The following is an 18834-nucleotide window of genomic DNA, read 5'->3' on the forward strand; positions in this document are numbered from 1 at the left end:
TCAATTGGCTCCCCGGCAGCCCAAGCCCTACAGTGCGCCCCGAACCCCACCCAACCCGGGATACCGCCATGAGCAAAAAGCCGAAAAAGCACGGCCCCAACAAGGCCAAGTCCATCATCGCCCAGCCACTGTTCCGCTGCCGCCAGGAACAACCGAACAAGGGCAAAGGCAGCTACCGCCGCGAAGCCTTCCAATCGAGAGATTGGGAGGCTTCCTACTTTTTGGCTGCATGAAAGCATCGCAAGCGCAGGCATGATATGGTCGTCACCTGACCTGCAACTCTGGATCTGTGCATGCTCTTCCGTATTATCCCCCGCTGGGAAACCCGCCAGCTGATCGCGGCCTCCAGCTTCATCCTGCTCGTGGCCTGTGCGGAAAAGCCCACCGCCGCCGACGCGCTGCCGCTGGCCCCTGCCCAACCCAATCCAGTGGTGACCGTGCCCGGCGCAATGCCCGACGTCAGCACTGAAATCCAGCCTCTGCAAACCTTCGCCCAATGGCAAGCGGGCTTCCGCGAGCAGGCCCTGCAAGCCGGCATTTCGCCGAGCACCTTCGACCGCGCCTTCCTCGGTGTCACCCCTGACCTGGACGTGATCAAGGCAGATCGCAGCCAGCCGGAGTTCACCCGCCCGGTGTGGGAGTACCTCGAAGGCGCCCTGTCGCCCCTGCGCGTGCGCAACGGCAAGAAGCTGCTGGTGCAGAACGCTGAGTTGCTGACTCGCCTCGAGCAACAATATGGCGTGGACCGCCAGGTGCTGGTCGCGGTGTGGGGCATGGAAAGCAACTTCGGCCAGTTCCAGGGCAGCAAGTCGGTGATCCGCTCGCTAGCCACTTTGGCCTATGAGGGCCGCCGCCCACAGTTTGCCCAGGACCAGCTGATTGCCGCGCTGCAGATCATCCAGCATGGTGACATCCAGCCTGAAGCCATGCGGGGCTCGTGGGCCGGCGCCATGGGCCAGACCCAGTTCATCCCGACCACCTACAACACCCATGCCGTGGACTTCGACGGCGATGGCCGACGCGACATCTGGAACAGCACACCAGACGCCCTGGCCTCAACAGCGCACTACCTGCAGAGTTCGGGCTGGAAACGCGGCCAACCGTGGGGCTTCGAGGTACAGGTGCCAGCTGGTTTCGACTTCTGGCAGGCCGATGGTGCACAGCGCAAACCGGTGAGTGAATGGCTGGCGATGGGCGTGAAACTGCCAGCAGGCACTCGCCTGCCGGCAGGTAGCAACCAGCTGTCTGCCGCCCTGCTGCTGCCGGCCGGTGCACGCGGCCCGGCGTTCCTGGTGCTGGACAACTTCCGCGCCATCCTCAAGTACAACAACTCGTCGTCCTATGCCTTGGCGGTGAGCCTGCTCGGGGATCGCTTCAGCGGCTGGGGCTTCATTGCCGGCAGCTGGCCGAAAGACGATATGCCGCTCAGTCGCAGCGAGCGCATGGAGCTGCAGCACTTGTTGAACAGCCGCGGGCATGATGCAGGTAATGCCGATGGCATTATCGGGGCCAATACCCGCAAGGCGATCCGCAATGCCCAGCAAGGGCTTGGATGGCCGGCGGATGGGTACCCGACCCATAAGCTGCTTGAGAACCTGCGCCAGCAGTAAGCATTTCGGGGCCGCTGCGCGGCCCCGGCAATTTCATGCCCTGAACAGATCCTGCTCCAGCACCAGTGTTTGCTGACCACTGTCGAGCCTCACCCGAGCCCCCAGGGGCAAGCATACATTTGGGTCACAATGCCCGCTGCGCCAGCCCGCCAGCACCGGCACCCCAAGCGGTGCAAACATATCCTCCAGCAACGGCGTCAGCGCCGCCGTGGTAATCCCGGCAAAGTCGCCCACCAGCACGCCTTTGATCCCCTCCAGCTTGCCTGCCAGGCGTAACTGGGTCAGCAGCCGATCCACCCTGTACAGCGGCTCGTTGACGTCCTCGATGAACAGGATGCAGCCCTGGGTATCCAGCTCGGCAAGCGTTCCGATGGTCGCACCCAGCATCGACAGGTTGCCACCCAGCAGCGGCCCGCAGGCTACCCCCGGTAACACGCTGTCCAATGCGAAACCCTGCGGGTGCACGACCTGCTCGCCTGCCTTCACAAGCCCACCCAGCTGCGCCAGCAACGACGACTCGGTCGGTGGCAACTTGGCCCCCAGCAGGTCGGCATTGAGCATCCCCCCATGGAAGGTCACCAGTCCGGCATGCCGGTAGATCGCCGTATGCAGTGCAGTGATGTCGCTGTAGCCGATCAGCGGCTTGGGGTTGCGCCGGATCAGTTCGAAGTCGAGCTGGTCAAGCAGGCGCATGCTGCCATAGCCCCCACGCATGCACAGAATGGCGTCAATGGCCGGATCGGCAAAGGCTGCGTGCAGGTCCTGCAGGCGCTGCTGGTCCGGCCCCGCCAGGTAGCCCTGTGCCTGCAGGGCACCCGGGTAAATACAGCAACGGTAGCCGCGGTCAACGAACCACTGGCTGATCTTGTGCGCATCAAGCCGCGCCGCGCCCGCCGGGGCGACAATGGCAAAGCATGCGTTGGCCGGCAGCGCGGCTGGCAGGGTGGGTTGGAAGGTTTTGGCGCAATACATCGCGGCTCCTTGCAGCATGGGACACAAACAAAAATGCCGATGCCGCCCTTGGGCGTGCATCGGCATATGTGGCTCTGCTCTTGGCTAGAGCATAGCTCAGAGCTTGATTTTGGCTTCGTGAGCCTGCTGGTCGGCGTGGTACGAAGAACGCACCAGCGGGCCAGAAGCAACGTTCTTGAAGCCCATCTTGTAACCTTCCTCGGCAAACCAGGCAAAGGTGTCCGGGTGAACGAAACGCTGCACCGGCAAATGGCTGCGCGACGGCTGCAGGTACTGGCCGAGGGTAAGCATGTCGATGTCATGCTCGCGCATGCGGTGCATCACTTCGATCACTTCCTCGTCGGTTTCACCCAAGCCGAGCATCAGGCCCGACTTGGTCGGTACGTGCGGCACCAACTGCTTGAACTTCTGCAGCAGGTCCAGCGACCAGTCATAGTCCGAACCCGGGCGCGCGGCCTTGTACAGGCGCGGTACGGTCTCGAGGTTGTGGTTGAACACATCCGGCGGCTCTTGCGCGGTGATTTCCAGGGCAACGTCCATACGGCCACGGTAGTCCGGCACCAAGGTCTCCAACTGCACGCCTGGCGACAGCGCGCGGATTTCCCGGATGCAGTCAGCAAAGTGCTGGGCACCACCGTCACGCAGGTCGTCGCGGTCCACCGAGGTGATCACCACGTACTTCAGGCGCAGGTCGGCAATGGCAACCGCCAGGTTTTTCGGCTCGTCCAGATCCAGCGGCTTCGGTCGGCCGTGGCCAACGTCGCAGAACGGGCAACGACGGGTGCAGATGTCACCCATGATCATGAAGGTGGCGGTACCACCCGAGAAGCATTCGCCCAGGTTCGGGCAGGAGGCCTCTTCGCACACGCTGTGCAGTTTGTGCTTGCGCAGCAGTTGCTTGATGCGGTCTACCTCGGGCGACACCGGGATACGCACGCGGATCCAGTCGGGCTTCTTTGGCAGCTCGTCGGTAGGGATGATCTTCACCGGGATGCGCGCGACCTTGTCGGCGCCACGCAGCTTGACCCCAGCTTCCACCTTCTTCGGCGCTGGGCGCGGGGTGGCATCCTGGGTAGGTATCAGGTTCGGCACGGCTTCTTGCACAGTTGTCATATTCAGTCGATTCCGCCCGTGAGGGTCGTCTGCTCAGCGTAGTCGAGGTGCTTGACCAGCTGTCCGCGCAGCCTTGTCCTGACCTCGTCGAGTTCGATCGGGCCTGCCAGATCGCGCAGCTGGGTCATCGCCAGCCCCGCATAGCCGCAGGGGTTGATTCGGCGGAATGGCGCAAGGTCCATGTCCACGTTCAGGGCAAGGCCGTGAAACGAACGGCCGTTGCGAATTCGCAGGCCGAGGGAGGCAATTTTCGCTCCGTCGACATAGACACCCGGGGCATCGGGCTTGGCAGACGCCTGAACAGCATAGCTGGCGAGCAGGTCGATGAGGGCCTGCTCGATACGGCTGACCAGCTCACGCACGCCAAAGCCCAGCCGGCGGACATCCAGCAGCAGGTAGGCCACCAGCTGACCGGGGCCATGGTAGGTGACCTGGCCGCCGCGGTCGGTCTGCACCACCGGGATGTCGCCCGGCACCAGCAGGTGCTCGGCCTTGCCGGCCTGCCCCTGGGTGAAGACCGAAGGGTGCTCGACCAGCCAGATTTCATCCTGGCTGTCCGGGCTACGCTGCTCGGTAAAACGACGCATGGCCTCAAGCACCGGTTCGTAGGGCTGCAGGCCAAGATCGCGAAAACCGAGACAGGCGGGCATCAGAGCACCATTTTCACGATGCCGGTAGCGCGCAGGGCGCTGTTGATATCGTGCAGCTGGTTCTCGCTTTCGGCAACGATGTGCAATTGCACGGTGGTGTACTTGCCTTCCTTGCTCTGGCGCTCGGCCAGGGTAGAAAGGTCGACTTTGGCGTGCTTGCTGAGAATCTCGATGACCGTGTCCTTGAAACCGACAACGGTGTCACCGATGACCTTGATCGGGTAATCGTCGCAAGGGAATTCGATCTTGTGCGACTTGACGTCTGGTTCGCTCATGGCGGAAACGGCCTCGTAAGCCGTGGCAACAACAACACCCCCGCGGTATGCGCGGGGGCATGCAGGTCACGTATCAGTTGAACAACCCGTAGAAGAATAGACGGATGCTATCCCACATACGGCGGAAGAAACCACCTTCCTCGACGCCATCAAGGGCGATCAGGTCGGCGCTGTGAACCACTTTCTCGTCCAGTTTGACTTCCACTTTGCCGATCACGTCACCTTTGGCGATCGGTGCGGTGAGCTGCGGGTTCATGGTCATCGAAGCCTGCAGGCGCTTCAATTGGCCTTTAGGCATAGTCATGGTCAGGTCGTCAGCCAGGCCAGCCTTGACTTGGCTGGTAGCGCCCTTCCAGACCGGCGCCTGGGTCAGCTCGGTGCCCTTCTGGTAGAAGGTCTGGGTTTCGAAGAAGCGGAAACCGTAGGTCAGCAGCTTCTGGGTTTCGGCAGCACGCGATTGTTCGCTGTTGGTTCCGAAGACCACGGCGATCAGGCGCTGGCCATCACGAACGGCCGAAGCCACCATGCAGTAGCCGGCTTCGTCGGTGTGACCGGTTTTCAGGCCATCGACGGTCTTGTCACGCCACAGCAGCAGGTTGCGGTTAGGCTGCTTGATGTTGTTCCAGAAGAACTCTTTCTGCGAGTAGATGGCGTAGTGAGCCGGGTCGACGTTGATGATCGCACGGGCCAGGGTCGCCATGTCGTGCGCCGACGAGTAGTGCTCGGGGTTCGGCAGGCCGGTCGGGTTCATGAAGTGGCTGTTGGTCATGCCCAGGTCGGCAGCCGTCTTGTTCATCATGTCGGCGAAGGCGTCTTCGCTGCCGGCGATATGCTCGGCCAAGGCGACCGAGGCGTCGTTACCGGACTGGATGATGATGCCGTGCAGCAGGTCGCTGACCGATACCTGGCTACCAACCTTGATGAACATGCGCGAACCGCCGGTACGCCATGCGTTTTCGCTGACGGTAACCGGGTCACTTTCACCGATCTGGCCGCGGCGGATATCCAGGGTCGCGATGTAGGCGGTCATCAGCTTGGTCAGGCTGGCTGGCGGCAGACGCTCGTCACCGTTGTTCTCGACCAGCACGTTGCCGCTGGACGCGTCCATGAGTACGTAGGACTTGGCGGCCAGTTGTGGTGGCGCCGGCGTCATCTGCTCCGCCGCGAAGGCGGCAGGCGTGATCAGCAGCAGTACAGGCAGGCAAAGTCGTTTGGCAAGGTTGGTGATGTTCATCCGTCTCTCGAAAATCGCTAATGGTCTGAGATGTTCCCTGGGCAAGATCATGCGCCCAGCGCCAGTCAGTCTAGTTTTATGGCCGTTGGCCTGGCCCGCGACAGTGCGGCTTTATGTCGCTGCGGGCAAAAGCTGTCATTGTACATGGCCGAGCCCGGCAATTCATGACAAAACCGACAGTTTGGTGTTGCCGTCTTCGCGGGCGCGCCCGCTCCCACAGTCAGTCTGCTGTGACCAGCTTGGCCTGCCCCAAGTTCGCCAGGCGAATGCTGTCTTGCGCTTGCTGGACCTCGCCCTGGCTGCCGATAGGCCCCAGGCGCACGCGGTGCAGGGTCTGCTGGTTACGCACGATCGAGCTGATGAACACAGGGGCATTGACCATGGTACTGAGCTTGGCGCGCAGCAACTCGGCAGCGTCCGGGTTGGCAAACGCGCCTACCTGCAAGAAACTGCCAGCGTTGCCGCCAGGCACGTTATTGCCACCCACCTGCACCGGTACCACTGGCGCTGCGTGCTGCTGTGGTGGCGGAGTCCATTGCTCGACACGCCCGGTGCTGGCCGGTATTGCCTGGGTCTGCGCCACTTGCGGCTCCTTCAGTACCATCGGCGGCGTTTGGCCACGCTCAGCCCACCACTGCTTCGGGTCGATACCCTCGACGCGCACGTGCGCGGTGCCGATCTCGGCATAGCCGAGCTTTTTCGCCGCAGCATAGGACAAGTCAATGATACGGTCGGAATAGAACGGGCCACGGTCGTTCACCCGAAGGATCACGCTGCGGCCGTTCGCCAGGTTGGTCACCCGCACATAGGCCGGCAGCGGCAGGGTCTTGTGCGCTGCGCTCATGCCATACAGGTCGTACAGCTCACCGTTGGCAGTGTTCTGCCCGTGGAACTTGGTGCCATACCACGACGCCGTACCCTCGGCGCGATAGTTGCGCGAGTCCTGCATCGGATAGTAGGTCTTGCCAAGCACAGTGTACGGGTTGGCCTTGTAGTTACCGGTGTGCACGGTCGGCGTGGCATCAGGGATCTTGTTCACATCCACGTCCCACCACGGCGCGCCGTCCTTGTGTGCCCGGTTGATGTCCAAGCCGGGCTGGCTACGTACGACGCTGCCGCTGCTTTGCTGGGTCGGGCGATTGGAGGAGCAGCTGGCCAGCACCACGCCGACGGCGAGGCAGGTGAGCAGCTTGAAAGAATTGCCAGAGATGATTGCGCGCATTACTTGACGCCCCGTACTTGAACCAGCTGTTCCGCAAGCTGATGTACCGCCATGGCATACATCACGCTGCGGTTGTAGCGAGTGATCGCGTAGAAGTTTTTCAGGCCCATCCAGTATTCAGGGCCGCTCTCGCCCTCGAGACGGAAGGCGGTAACCGGCAGATCATCGCGCAGGGAATCATGAACCGACCAGCCAAGCGTACGCAACTCCCCGACCGTTTTCACCGGTTCGATGCCGGTGGTCAGGCCTTCGTCGGCGCGCTCACCTTCCACCCTGGCGCGACTGACCACTCCCTCCCCGGCCACCCAACCGTGGCGCTTGAAGTAGCTGGCCACGCTGCCGATGGCATCGTCAGGATTGTTCCAGATATTGATATGGCCGTCCCCGTCGAAGTCCACCGCGTAGTTGCGGAAGCTGCTCGGCATGAACTGCGGCAGGCCCATGGCGCCGGCGTACGAGCCCTTGAGCGTCAAGGGGTCGAGTTGCTCCTCGCGGGCCAGCAGCAAGAACTCACGCAGCTCCTTGCGGAAGAACTCGGCACGTGGCGGGTAGTCGAAGCCCAGCGTCGACAGGGCGTCGATCACCCGGTAGTTGCCGGTATTGCGGCCAAAAAAGGTTTCCACGCCAATGATCGCGACAATGTACTGCGCAGGTACGCCGTAATCCTGCTCGGCCCGCGTCAATACGGCCTCGTGCTGGCGCCAGAAATCCACACCGCGAGCGATACGCGCATCGGTGATGAACATCGGCCGGTAGTCCTTCCACGGTTTGACCCGCTCGGCCGGTCGCGAGATGGCGTCGAGGATCGACTGCTTGCGCTGTACCTCACGAAACACGCCCATCAGTTGCTCCGGCGCAAAACCATAGTCGCGGCTCATTTCGCCAACAAACGCAGCTACCTGCGGCGAGCCTTCGTATTCGCCGGCATGGGCCAACTGTACAGCGCCGAACAGGCCCACCGCACCAATCCAAGGCGCACAACGGGCAGCCCAGTTACGCACTGCTTGCATGAAATTGTTCACCTTATTCAAACCTGCGCGATCCACTTGCGGTGCGTATGGATCGACATCAAAACGCCAAACGCTGACAGCAGCGTCACCAACGATGTTCCGCCATAGCTGATGAAAGGCAGCGGCACGCCCACCACGGGCAGAAGGCCGCTCACCATTCCGATATTGACGAACACGTATACAAAAAAGGTCATGGTCAGGCTGCCCGCAAGCAGCTTGCCGAAGAGGGTCTGCGCCTGGGCCGTGATCACCAGGCCACGGCCGATCAGCAGCAGGTAGACAATCAGCAGCAGACAGATGCCAACCAGGCCGAACTCCTCGCCGAGCACGGCGATGATGAAGTCGGTGTGGCTTTCCGGCAGAAAGTCCAGATGCGACTGTGTGCCAAGCAACCAGCCTTTGCCAAATACCCCGCCCGAGCCGATCGCCGCCTTGGACTGGATGATGTTCCAACCGGTCCCCAACGGGTCGCTTTCAGGGTCGAGAAAGGTCAATACCCGCTGCTTCTGGTAGTCGTGCATGACGAAGAACCACATTGCCACCGCGACGGGTACGGCTGCCGCCAGCACGCTGAGGATCCAGCGCCAGCGCAAGCCGCCCATGAACAGCACGAAGGCACCGGAGGCCAGGATCAGCAGCGCGGTCCCCAGGTCGGGCTGACGCACGATCAGCATGAACGGCACGCCGATCAGCACCAGGCTGATCGCCACGTGCTTCAAATGTGGCGGCAGGGTGCGCTTGGACAGGTACCAGGCGATGGTCGCCGGCATGATGATCTTCATGAATTCCGAGGGCTGGAAGCGGATCACGCCGGGGATGTTGATCCAGCGTGTGGCACCCATGGCGTTGTGGCCCATCACGTCCACCACCACCAGCAACAACACCCCGGCCAGGTAGGCCAGCGGCACCCAACGCGCCATGAAGCGCGGCTCCAGCTGGGCAATGACGAACATCGACACCAGGCCGATGCCAAACGAGGTGGCTTGCTTGAGCAGCAGGTCCCAGTTCTTGCCACTGGCCGAATACAGTACGAACAGGCTACCGGCCGCAAGGGTCAGCAGAATGATCAGCAAGGGGCCGTCGATATGGATGCGCTGCAAAAAGCTGGCACGCCGACGCATCACATCCTCGCTGGAGAGCATGCGATCGAAATTGTTCATCACAGGGCCGATTCCTGGGTAACGGTGGCTGGCGCGAACTCGGGTTTGAGCCGGCCATTTTCGTCGAGCAGCCAGGCGTCCATGATCTGGCGTACCACCGGTGCGGCGACACCCGAGCCGGACTCACCGTTCTCGACCATCACCGAGACCACGATTCTCGGGGCTTCGGCTGGGGCAAAAGCGACGAACAGGGCATGGTCGCGGTGGCGCTCCTGGAGTTTGTTGCGGTCGTATTTCTCGCCCTGCTTGATCGCCACCACCTGGGCGGTACCGCTCTTGCCGGCAATGCGGTACTGGGCACCGGCAGCTGCCTTGCGCGCGGTACCGCGGGGGTTGTGCATCACCTGCTCCATGCCATGGGTGACCTTGGCCCAGTCAGACTTGTCACGCAGCACGATGTCTTCCGGCGGGTTGTCGTCTACCGGCGGCAGGCCTTCGATGGTCTTGGCCAGGTGCGGGCGGTTCCACACGCCTTTGTTGGCGATCAGTGCAGTGGCCTGGGCCAGCTGCAGCGGCGTGGCCTGCATGTAACCCTGGCCGATGCCGAGAATCAGGGTTTCGCCGGGGAACCAGGCCTGGCGACGGGTGGCACGCTTCCATTCGCGCGAGGGCATCAACCCCGCAGACTCCTCGAACATATCGAGGGAAACCCGCTGGCCGATGCCGAACTTGTTCATGTAGCTGGACAACCGATCGATGCCCATCTTGTGTGCAAGGTCATAGAAGTAGGTGTCGTTCGAGCGCATGATGGCGGTGTCCAGATCGACCCAGCCATCACCGGAGCGGTTCCAGTTCCGGTATTTGTGGTCGTAGTTGGGCAGCTGGTAGTAGCCCGGGTCGAACACCCTGGTGCTGGCATTGACTACGCCACTGTCCAGGCCGGCAATAGCCACCGCCGGCTTGATGGTCGAACCCGGCGGGTACAGGCCACGCAGCACGCGGTTGAATAACGGCCGATCGATCGAGTCGCGCAATTCGCCATAGGCCTTGAAGCTGATGCCAGTGACGAACAGGTTGGGGTCGAAGCTCGGCTGACTCACCATCGCCAGCACTTCGCCGGTTCGTGGGTCGAGCGCAACCACTGCACCACGCCGGCCGCCCAGGGCGGCTTCGGCGGCCTCCTGCAGCTTGATGTCCAGGCTCAGCACAATGTCCTTGCCCGGCTTCGGGTCGGTGCGCTTGAGCACCCGAAGCACGCGGCCACGGGCGTTGGTCTCGACTTCCTCATAACCCACCTGACCGTGCAGGGCGTCTTCGTAGAAGCGCTCGATGCCGGTCTTGCCGATATGGTGAGTGCCGCTGTAGTTCACCGGGTCGAGCGTTTTCAGCTCTTTCTCGTTGATCCGCCCAACATAACCCACCGAATGGGCGAAGTGCGCACCCTGCGGGTAATGCCGCACCAGCTGGGCCACCACTTCCACACCCGGCAGGCGGAACTGGTTTACCGCCACACGGGCGATCTGCTCTTCGTTGAGTTCGAACAGGATCGGCACCGGCTCGAATGGCCGGCGGCCTTGGCGCATGCGCTTCTCGAACAGGGCACGATCGTCAGCGTCGAGCTCAAGCACTTCGACGATGGTATCCAGCACTTCCTGCCAGTTACCTGCACGTTCGCGGGTCATCGACAGGCTGAAGCTGGGCCGGTTATCGGCAACGATCACGCCGTTGCGGTCGAAGATCAGCCCGCGAGTCGGCGGGATCGGCTGCACATGCACCCGGTTGTTCTCCGACAGCGTGGAGTGGTAGTCGTACTGGATGATCTGCAGGTAGTACAGCCGCGCGATCAGCACGCAAATAAGCAGCATGATCGCCACTGCGCCGACGACGACGCGCTTGCGCACCAGGCGGGCGTCTTTCTCGTGGTCCTTGAGACGGATCGGCTGCGACATCGGACTGCTTACAGGCTCATTTGTGGTAAGGGTGCCCGGACAACACGGTCCAGGCGCGGTAGATCTGCTCGCCGATGAGTATCCTTACCAACGGGTGCGGCAAAGTCAGCGGCGACAGCGACCAACGTTGCTCGGCGCGCGCGCAAACCTCAGGTGCCAGGCCCTCCGGGCCGCCCACCATCAAATTCACCGTGCGCGCATCCAGGCGCCAGCGGTCCAGCTCGGTGGCCAACTGCTCGGTACTCCAGGGCTTGCCATGGACCTCGAGGGTGACAATGCGTTCCCCAGGCTGCACCTTGCTTAGCATGGCTTCGCCCTCCTGACGGATCAGGCGGGCGACGTCGGCATTCTTGCCACGGGTGTTCAGCGGGATTTCCACCAGCTCAAGCGACAGCTCGGTGGGCAGGCGCTTGGCATATTCATGCCAGCCTTCCTCGACCCACTTCGGCATGCGCGAGCCGACCGCAATCAGGCGCAGACGCACAGCGCTTTCCTCACTCGCGGTCTTTGAGCTTGTCGGAGTACTCGTGAGCATGGTCCGGGCTGTGGTGCTTGCCATCGGCGGCACGGCTTTGCTCGGCACCCTGCCACAGACGCTCAAGGTCGTAGAACTGGCGGGCAGCGGCGGTCATCATGTGCACGATGACGTCGTTCAGGTCCAGCAGCACCCAGTCGCTGTCGCCCTTGCCTTCTTCACCCAGTGGCTGGGCGCCCTTGGCCTTGACCGCTTCACGGACCTTTTCGGCCATCGCGTTGATCTGGCGGTTGGAGGTACCGGTGGCAATGATCATGTAGTCGGTCAGGCTGTGCTTGTCGCGCACGTCGATGACCTGGATGTCCTGGGCCTTGACGTCTTCCAGCGCTGCCTTGGTCACTGCGACCAGTTCTTCGCCGTAAATTTTCTGCTTGGTCATATAAAACTCGTTCAACTCGTTGGATGAGGCGCCAGAGGCACCGTCAGTTGGGCGCACGATACAGTTCGTGCGCCTCGATATAGGCCAGTACGGCGTCCGGCACCAGGAACCTCACCGATCTGCCGCTGGCCAGCAGCTGTCGGATCTGTGTAGCCGACACCGCAAGCGGCGTCTGCCAGACGAACGAAATATTTCCCGCCGGGCCGGACATGGCGGTGGGATCGCTCTCCGAGCGCGCAGCCAACAGGTTGCGCAACTCGTCAGGGGGTTCTACGTCAGCATCCGGACGTTGCAGTACCAGGATGTGACAGTGTTGCAGCAATTCTTCCCAGCGATGCCAGGCGGGCAGGCCACAGAAGGCATCCCAACCCAGCACCAGGAACAGCTGGTCGTCGCCGGACAATTCGGCGCGGATCGATTCCAGCGTATCAATGGTGTACGACGGCTTGTCACGCTCCAGCTCGCGGGCATCGACGCTCAGGCAAGCGACGCCCTGCACCGCTTCACGGACCATGGCCAGGCGATCCTGCGCGGCCACCTGTGGCGTGTCGCGGTGCGGCGGCCGGGCATTGGGCAACAGGCGTAGCTCATCCAGCCCCATGAACTCGGCCACTTCCAGCGCGCTGCGCAGGTGGCCGATATGCACGGGGTCGAAGGTACCACCTAGAATGCCGATGCGCCGGACTGCGTGAGCCTTGCTCAACTCAGCAGGACCCTTGGCCGCGCAACTGGCCATCGCCGATCACCACATACTTCTCGCAGGTCAGGCCTTCCAGGCCCACAGGGCCGCGGGCATGTAGCTTGTCGGTGGAAATACCGATTTCCGCACCCAGGCCGTACTCGAAACCGTCGGCAAAGCAGGTCGGGGTGTTGAGCATGACCGACGCCGAATCGACTTCAGCCATGAACTGGCGGGCTTCACCCTGGTGTTCGGTGATGATCGAGTCGGTGTGGTGCGAGCCATAGTGGTTGATGTGTTCGATGGCCTGGTTCAGGCCGTCGACCACGCGAATCGACAGGATCGCATCGAGGTATTCGGTGTGCCAGTCGCTTTCGGTAGCCGGTTTGACGCTGATGATGGCCTGGGTGCGCTCACAACCGCGCAGTTCCACGCCCTTCTCGACGAAGCGGCGGGCCATTTCTGGCAGGAAGCGCTCAGCCACTTGCTGGTCGACCAGCAGCGTTTCCATGGCCCCGCAGATGCCATAGCGGTAGGTCTTGGCGTTGAAGGCCACATTCCAGGCTTTGTCCAGGTCGGCATGCTGGCTGACATAGATGTGGCAGATGCCGTCCAGGTGCTTGATCACCGGCACGCGGGCATCGCGACTGATACGCTCGATAAGGCCACGGCCACCGCGCGGCACGATGACATCGACGAATTCCGGCATGCTGATCAGCGCGCCCACGGCTTCGCGGTCGGTGGTTTCGACCACCTGCACCACCGCCGCCGGCAGGCCGGCTTCGGCCAGGCCACGCTGAATGCAGGTGGCAATGGCGCGGTTGGAATGGATGGCTTCGGAACCGCCACGCAGGATGGTTGCGTTACCCGACTTGAGGCACAGGCTGGCAGCATCGATGGTCACGTTCGGGCGCGATTCATAGATGATCCCGATCACCCCCAGCGGGGTACGCATCTTGCCTACCTGAATGCCCGATGGGCGGTAGCTCATGTCGCGGATGGCACCGACCGGGTCCGGCAGGCTGGCCACCTGGCGCAAGCCGGTGATCATGCCGTCGATACGCGCCGGGGTCAGCGCCAGACGGTCGAGCAGTGCGGGCTCCAGCCCACTGGCGCGGCCGGCGGCCAGGTCCAGCTCGTTGGCAGCGGTGAGTTCGGCACGGGCGGCGTCCAGCGCGTCGGCGGCAGCCTGCAGGGCGCGGTTCTTCTGCGCGGTGCTGGCACGGCCAATGACCCGGGAAGCCTCACGGGCAGCGCGACCCAAGCGGGTCATATAGTCAAGAACGGACTCAGTCATGGGTTCGGTGTCTTGGCGAAGGGGAAATCGGCTGATTATAACTGCCGCGCAGGTGTACGCCCAGCGGCGGGTGGCGGATGGTAGAAAATGGGTGTTTGCGCTGAAGGTGTTTGGTGCCTGTGAGATCGAGCGCCGCCCGCGCGGCGCATCGCGAGCTACGCTCGCTCCTACGTCTGCTTTCCTGGGAAACTTGCGCGCGGACGCCCTGGTGCATGACTTAATATTACGGCGTACAAACCAGGGCGGTCGCGCGCACCTGTCACAGGCGTTACTGGCCAGAAACAAACGTAGGAGCGAGCGTAGCTCGCGATGCGCCGCGCGGGCGGCGCTCGATTTCACAGAAACCAAACACCTCAAGGCGAACACCCAGCAGCCCCTGCCAATGAAACATATGGATACCAATCAATCGCCCTACAGGTTCAGCCTCGATTAAGTCATTCATTGCTATCATCCCAGCCCTTCCAGCCACGAACCGCCCGCATGCCAGCCCTGCCCGACAGTTTTTTCGACCGCGACGCCCAGACCCTGGCCAAGGCCCTGCTCGGCAAGGTCATTCGCCACCGCCACGGCGACCTGTGGCTGGCCGCGCGAATCATCGAGACCGAGGCCTACTACCTCACCGACAAAGGTAGCCACGCTTCGCTCGGCTACACCGAAAAACGCAAGGCGCTGTTCCTGGAGGGCGGGCACATCTACATGTACTACGCCCGCGGCGGCGATTCGCTCAACTTCAGCGCCCACGGGCCGGGCAACGCGGTGCTGATCAAGTCTGCCTATCCTTGGCAGGACACCCTCTCGGGGCCCGACAGCCTGGCGCAGATGCAACTGAACAACCCCGATGCAAGCGGCAATATCCGCCCGCAAGAGCGCCTGTGCGCCGGCCAGACCCTGCTATGCCGGGCCCTGGGCCTGAAAGTGCCGCATTGGGACGCCCAGCGTTTCGACGCCGAACGTCTGTACGTCGAGGACTGTGGCAATGTCGTGCCCCGGGTGATCCAGGCCGCTCGCCTGGGCATCCCGCACGGGCGCGACGAGCACCTGCCGTACCGCTTCGTCGACGCCGAGTACGCCCGTTTCTGCACACGGAACCCGTTACGTCGCGGCCAAGTCGAAGGCCGTGATTTCTTCATTCTCGAACAAGGAAGCTGAACATGGGCCAATGGCTCGACAGCCTGACCGGCTGGCTCAGCGCCAACCCGCAGTGGCTTGGCCTGGCGATTTTCCTGGTGGCCTGCATCGAATGCCTGGCCATCGCCGGCATTATCGTGCCGGGCACCATACTGCTTTTCGCCGTTGCGGTACTGGCCGGCAACGGCGCGTTCAGCCTGGGCGAAACGCTGCTCCTCGGCTTTCTCGGCGGCCTGCTGGGCGACGCCCTGTCTTACGCAGTGGGCAAGTACTTTCACCAGAACATCCGCCGCCTGCCGCTGCTCCGCCACCATCCAGAATGGATCGGCAGCGCCGAAAGCTACTTCCAGCGTTATGGCATCGCCAGCCTGCTGGTAGGCCGCTTCATCGGCCCGCTGAGGCCGATGCTGCCAATGGTCGCCGGCATGTTCGACATGCCCCTGCCGCGTTTCATCGCTGTCAGCCTGTTGGCGGGTGCCGGCTGGTCGGTAGCCTACCTGCTACCCGGCTGGGCCACCGGCGCCGCCATGCGCCTGCCCCTGCCGGAAGGCTTCTGGCTGGACGCCGGGATCATTGCCGGCGCCCTCGCAGTGCTGATCGGCCTGAGCCTGAATACCAGCCTGCGTGACCAGCGCCACGGCACGCGGCTGGTTGCCGCTCTCAGCTTTATCGCCCTGGCCGGTGTATTCCTTGGCTGGCCCTACTTCCATGAGTTCGACCAAGGCGTGATGACACTGGTCCAGGAGCATCGCAGCCAGGCCATCGACAGCACCGTGGTACTGGTGACACGACTAGGCGATTTCCGCACCCAGTTCTTCCTCGGCGGCCTGCTGACCGGCCTGCTGCTGCTTGCCCGCCAGTGGCGGCACGCATTTTTCGCTGCTGGCGCGTTGATGGGCACTGCGATCGCCAACGGCACACTGAAATGGCTATTTGCCCGGGCCAGACCGGAAGTATTGACCGACCCACTGACCAGCTACAGCATGCCCAGCGGGCACAGCTCGGCATCGTTCGCGTTCTTTCTGGTTATGGCCGTGCTGGCAGGACGTGGGCAGCCACCACGGATGCGCCTGACCTGGGTGATGCTGGGGTGCATTCCGGCGCTGTCGATTGCCCTGTCACGGGTGTACCTGGGGGCGCACTGGCCAACCGACATCCTGGCCGGGGCTCTTCTGGCCTGCTGCGTGTGCGCACTCAGCCTGACATTGGTGCAACGCCAGCAGGCACTGCCGGCTCTGCCACTGCGGGTATGGTGGCTGGTGTTGCCGGCATGCATGGCGTTGCTGGCGTTCTTTGCCATGCATGCGCTGCCTCAGGCTTTGCTGCGATATCAGTATTGATGCTGCCGGCTTCTTCGCAGCACAGGGTCATCAGGCAAACAGTTCACCCTGAATCCGTTCCAGCAGCTTCTGGATTTCCCCCAGTCGCTGCTGGGGCGAATCGAGGGTCAGCAGGTCCAGCTTGTCCTCCTCCATGAACGGCAACAGGTACGCCAGCTGATTGGCCAGCGCCTGACGCCCGTCCACCGGGCGCGGCATGCCCAGCGCTTCGACCATGGGGTGCTCACCCAGGGCCACCAGCAGCGCCAGCAGGTCGTCATCGGCCTCGAGCAACGGGCTGTCTGCCTGCTCCGGCAGCCATTGCACCTGCCCCACCAGCAGCTGGTCCTTCTGCACCTCGGAGCTTTCCAGATTGAAGCGCCGCACGCCCTCGACACGAATACCCAGCAAGCCGTTATCCTGCTGCACGAAGTCGCGGATCATCGCTTCACAGCCGATCGAGGCGACCACCGGCGGCGCCTTGCCGACTTGTTCGCCCTCAAGGATGCACACCACACCAAAACCTTCGCCCTGCTTCATGCAGCGCCCGATCATGTCCAGGTAGCGCGCCTCGAAAATCTGCAAATCGAGAAAGCAGCCAGGAAACAGCACGGTATTGAGCGGAAACAGCGGTAGCGTCATCACAACTCCTCAAGCCACCAGGCTGACCGCCAGCGGCAGGAACACCGCTGTAGCCACCCCCATCAGGCTCATCGCCAGCGCGGCAAAGGCGCCGCATTCGTCACTTTCCTGCAGGGCCACCGAAGTGCCCACTGCATGTGCGGTCACGCCCAGGGACATGCCGCGTGCCTCTGGGCTGTGCACGCCAAAGCGGCTCAGCAACGCCGGGCCGAAGATCGCCCCGATCACCCCGGTAATCAACACGAACACTGCCGCCAGGGCCGCCACGCCGCCAATCTGCTCGGCCACCAGCATGGCGATCGGCGAAGTGACGGACTTCGGCGCCATGGTCATCAGGATCATGTGCTCGGCACCGAACCACCAGCCCAGCACCAGGCAGCAGAGCGTGGCGAACAGGCCTCCGACTACCAGCGTAGTAAATGTAGGCCAGAACAGCTGGCGAATACGCCGCAGGTTGAGATAGAGCGGCACAGCCAGGGCCACGGTGGCGGGCCCCAGGAGAATGTTCATGATTTCAGTGCTTTTGCGGTACTCGCTGTAATCGATACCGCACAGCAGCAACACGCCGATCACCAGCAGCATCGATACCAGTACAGGCTGCAAGAAGATCCAGCGGGTTTTCTCGTAGGCCGCCAGCACTACCTGATAGGCCCCCAGCGTGATGCCGATACCGAACAATGGGTGATGTATGACCGCATCGAGTGCGCCCTGCCAGTCGAGCATCATGGCTGCTCCTCACGCTTGCCCTGGCGCTGGATGAGCTTTTGCATCAGCACACCGACGAACACCAGGGTCATCAGGCAGGAAATCAGCAAGGCCCCGGCAATCGCCCAGAAGTCGGCGGCAATATCCTTGGCATATACCATCACCCCCACTGCCGGCGGCACCAGCAACAGCGGCAGATAGCGCAGCAAACTGCTGGCGGCCTCGTTCAGCGGCGTGCCAACCTCACCGCGGGCCATGAGGAAGCACAGCAACAACAACAGGCCGATGATCGGCCCAGGCAAAAACGGCACAAACAGGTGATTGATCGCCGTCCCCAGCAACTGGAACAACACCAGCCAGGTCAAACCACGCAACAGCATAAGCATCTCCCTCGGGCATGGCCGTCATTATAAGCACGCACAGGTTCAGACCGATATTCGCCGAAAAGCGGGCAACTTGACTGAAACGGTTAGCCGTGCTGATCTTGTACTTTCGTACCAATTGACAACCCGGAGAGTCCGCGATGCCCTATGTACCGGTTACAGAGCTTTCGCAGTACGTTGGCAAGGAGCTGGGCCACTCTGAGTGGTTGAAGATCGACCAGCAGCGCATCAACCTGTTCGCCGAGGCGACCGGCGACTTCCAGTTCATCCATGTCGACCCTGAGAAGGCGGCAAAAACCCCGTTTGGCGGCACGATCGCCCATGGTTTCCTGACCTTGTCGCTGATCCCAAAGCTGATCGAGGACATCCTCGTCCTGCCGCAAGGGTTGAAGATGGTGGTGAACTACGGCCTGGACAGCGTGCGCTTCATTCAGCCGGTCAAGGTCGACAGCCGCGTTCGGCTGAAGGTGAAGCTGGGCGAGGTGATGGAGAAAAAACCGGGGCAGTGGCTACTCAAGGCGATTGCCACGCTGGAGATCGAAGGTGAAGAGAAGCCTGCTTATATTGCCGAATCACTGTCGCTCTGTTTTGTCTGATACCTGCCCGGGGGCTGCTGTGCAGCCCCCGATCCA

General features: G+C 62.5%; 22 protein-coding genes. 5 read left to right on the forward strand and 17 right to left on the reverse strand.

The features are described from left to right. The first annotated feature begins 68 nt into the window (after positions 1-68). Positions 69-233 (forward strand): alternative ribosome rescue factor ArfA, encoded by a 165-nt coding sequence (arfA, locus tag QCL51_RS22070; protein WP_003257578.1) that lies wholly within the window; start codon positions 69-71, stop codon positions 231-233. Between the two features lie 60 nt (positions 234-293). Next, a complete protein-coding gene (locus tag QCL51_RS22075; protein WP_021784391.1) occupies positions 294-1610 on the forward strand; it encodes a lytic murein transglycosylase in 1317 nt (438 codons plus the stop codon). A gap of 33 nt (positions 1611-1643) precedes the next feature. Here the strand turns inward: QCL51_RS22075 and QCL51_RS22080 are convergent, their stop codons facing one another. From QCL51_RS22080 to QCL51_RS22145, 14 genes are all read right to left on the reverse strand, one after another. After that, complete coding sequence (locus QCL51_RS22080) at positions 1644-2582, reverse strand: LD-carboxypeptidase (RefSeq protein ID WP_338444268.1); 939 nt, start codon at positions 2580-2582, stop codon at positions 1644-1646. A 96-nt stretch (positions 2583-2678) separates the two neighbouring features. Further along, positions 2679-3695, reverse strand: coding sequence for a lipoyl synthase (lipA, locus tag QCL51_RS22085; RefSeq protein ID WP_003249742.1), 1017 nt, complete (start codon positions 3693-3695; stop codon positions 2679-2681). Between the two features lie 2 nt (positions 3696-3697). Then, positions 3698-4345 (reverse strand): lipoyl(octanoyl) transferase LipB, encoded by a 648-nt coding sequence (gene lipB / locus QCL51_RS22090; protein WP_028697854.1) that lies wholly within the window; start codon positions 4343-4345, stop codon positions 3698-3700. Further along, a complete protein-coding gene (locus QCL51_RS22095; RefSeq protein WP_003249736.1) occupies positions 4345-4620 on the reverse strand; it encodes a DUF493 domain-containing protein in 276 nt (91 codons plus the stop codon). Before QCL51_RS22095 ends, lipB begins: the two co-directional genes overlap by 1 nt. A 73-nt stretch (positions 4621-4693) precedes the next feature. Further along, entirely contained in the window at positions 4694-5854 is a 1161-nt protein-coding gene (locus QCL51_RS22100) for a D-alanyl-D-alanine carboxypeptidase family protein (protein ID WP_021784394.1), read from the reverse strand. Between the two features lie 220 nt (positions 5855-6074). Beyond that, positions 6075-7076 (reverse strand): septal ring lytic transglycosylase RlpA family protein, encoded by a 1002-nt coding sequence (locus QCL51_RS22105; protein WP_021784395.1) that lies wholly within the window; start codon positions 7074-7076, stop codon positions 6075-6077. Next, a complete protein-coding gene (gene mltB, locus QCL51_RS22110) occupies positions 7076-8086 on the reverse strand; it encodes a lytic murein transglycosylase B (protein ID WP_021784396.1) in 1011 nt (336 codons plus the stop codon). Before mltB ends, QCL51_RS22105 begins: the two co-directional genes overlap by 1 nt. A gap of 17 nt (positions 8087-8103) precedes the next feature. Then, a complete protein-coding gene (gene rodA, locus QCL51_RS22115; protein WP_003249727.1) occupies positions 8104-9207 on the reverse strand; it encodes a rod shape-determining protein RodA in 1104 nt (367 codons plus the stop codon). A gap of 38 nt (positions 9208-9245) precedes the next feature. After that, the gene (gene mrdA / locus QCL51_RS22120; RefSeq protein WP_021784397.1) at positions 9246-11135 is read right to left on the reverse strand and encodes a penicillin-binding protein 2; all 1890 of its coding nucleotides are present in this window, start codon (positions 11133-11135) and stop codon (positions 9246-9248) included. A 16-nt stretch (positions 11136-11151) separates the two neighbouring features. Next, the gene (gene rlmH / locus QCL51_RS22125) at positions 11152-11619 is read right to left on the reverse strand and encodes a 23S rRNA (pseudouridine(1915)-N(3))-methyltransferase RlmH (protein ID WP_012274378.1); all 468 of its coding nucleotides are present in this window, start codon (positions 11617-11619) and stop codon (positions 11152-11154) included. Positions 11620-11629: 10 nt separating this feature from the next. Continuing rightward, on the reverse strand, positions 11630-12049 hold the full coding sequence (gene rsfS / locus QCL51_RS22130; RefSeq protein WP_003249719.1) for a ribosome silencing factor: 420 nt from the start codon (positions 12047-12049) through the stop codon (positions 11630-11632). A gap of 43 nt (positions 12050-12092) precedes the next feature. Continuing rightward, positions 12093-12785: a nicotinate-nucleotide adenylyltransferase gene (nadD, locus tag QCL51_RS22135; protein WP_021784398.1), complete on the reverse strand. Its 693-nt coding sequence runs from the start codon at positions 12783-12785 to the stop codon at positions 12093-12095. Further along, entirely contained in the window at positions 12754-14025 is a 1272-nt protein-coding gene (locus QCL51_RS22140) for a glutamate-5-semialdehyde dehydrogenase (RefSeq protein ID WP_021784399.1), read from the reverse strand. Before QCL51_RS22140 ends, nadD begins: the two co-directional genes overlap by 32 nt. 268 nt (positions 14026-14293) lie before the next feature. After that, a complete protein-coding gene (locus QCL51_RS22145) occupies positions 14294-14467 on the reverse strand; it encodes a hypothetical protein (RefSeq protein ID WP_181005131.1) in 174 nt (57 codons plus the stop codon). A 38-nt stretch (positions 14468-14505) separates the two neighbouring features. Between QCL51_RS22145 and QCL51_RS22150 the strand changes: the two genes are divergently transcribed. Together QCL51_RS22150 and QCL51_RS22155 are read left to right on the forward strand one after the other, a co-directional pair. Beyond that, complete coding sequence (locus QCL51_RS22150; protein WP_028697856.1) at positions 14506-15174, forward strand: DNA-3-methyladenine glycosylase; 669 nt, start codon at positions 14506-14508, stop codon at positions 15172-15174. 2 nt (positions 15175-15176) lie between these two features. After that, positions 15177-16493 (forward strand): bifunctional DedA family/phosphatase PAP2 family protein, encoded by a 1317-nt coding sequence (locus QCL51_RS22155; RefSeq protein WP_053870441.1) that lies wholly within the window; start codon positions 15177-15179, stop codon positions 16491-16493. Positions 16494-16523: 30 nt separating this feature from the next. On the opposite strand, the gene QCL51_RS22160 is transcribed toward QCL51_RS22155, so the two are convergent. The 3 genes from QCL51_RS22160 to QCL51_RS22170 are packed head-to-tail and all read right to left on the reverse strand — an operon-like array spanning position 16524 to position 18199. After that, entirely contained in the window at positions 16524-17114 is a 591-nt protein-coding gene (locus QCL51_RS22160; protein ID WP_021784403.1) for an LON peptidase substrate-binding domain-containing protein, read from the reverse strand. A gap of 9 nt (positions 17115-17123) precedes the next feature. Then, positions 17124-17840, reverse strand: a complete 717-nt coding sequence (locus QCL51_RS22165; protein WP_004576852.1) for an LrgB family protein — start codon at positions 17838-17840, stop codon at positions 17124-17126. Then, complete coding sequence (locus QCL51_RS22170; protein ID WP_021784404.1) at positions 17837-18199, reverse strand: CidA/LrgA family protein; 363 nt, start codon at positions 18197-18199, stop codon at positions 17837-17839. The genes QCL51_RS22165 and QCL51_RS22170 overlap by 4 nt, the downstream gene beginning before the upstream one ends. A gap of 143 nt (positions 18200-18342) precedes the next feature. On the opposite strand from QCL51_RS22170, the gene QCL51_RS22175 reads away from it, so the two are divergent. Further along, positions 18343-18798 carry a MaoC family dehydratase gene (locus QCL51_RS22175; protein ID WP_103463092.1) on the forward strand — a complete coding sequence of 152 codons (456 nt, stop codon included), beginning with the start codon at positions 18343-18345 and terminating at the stop codon, positions 18796-18798. Positions 18799-18834 lie beyond the last annotated feature (36 nt).

Source organism: Pseudomonas sp. LTR0 (assembly GCF_036630035.1).
Taxonomy (GTDB): domain Bacteria; phylum Pseudomonadota; class Gammaproteobacteria; order Pseudomonadales; family Pseudomonadaceae; genus Aquipseudomonas; species Aquipseudomonas putida_Y.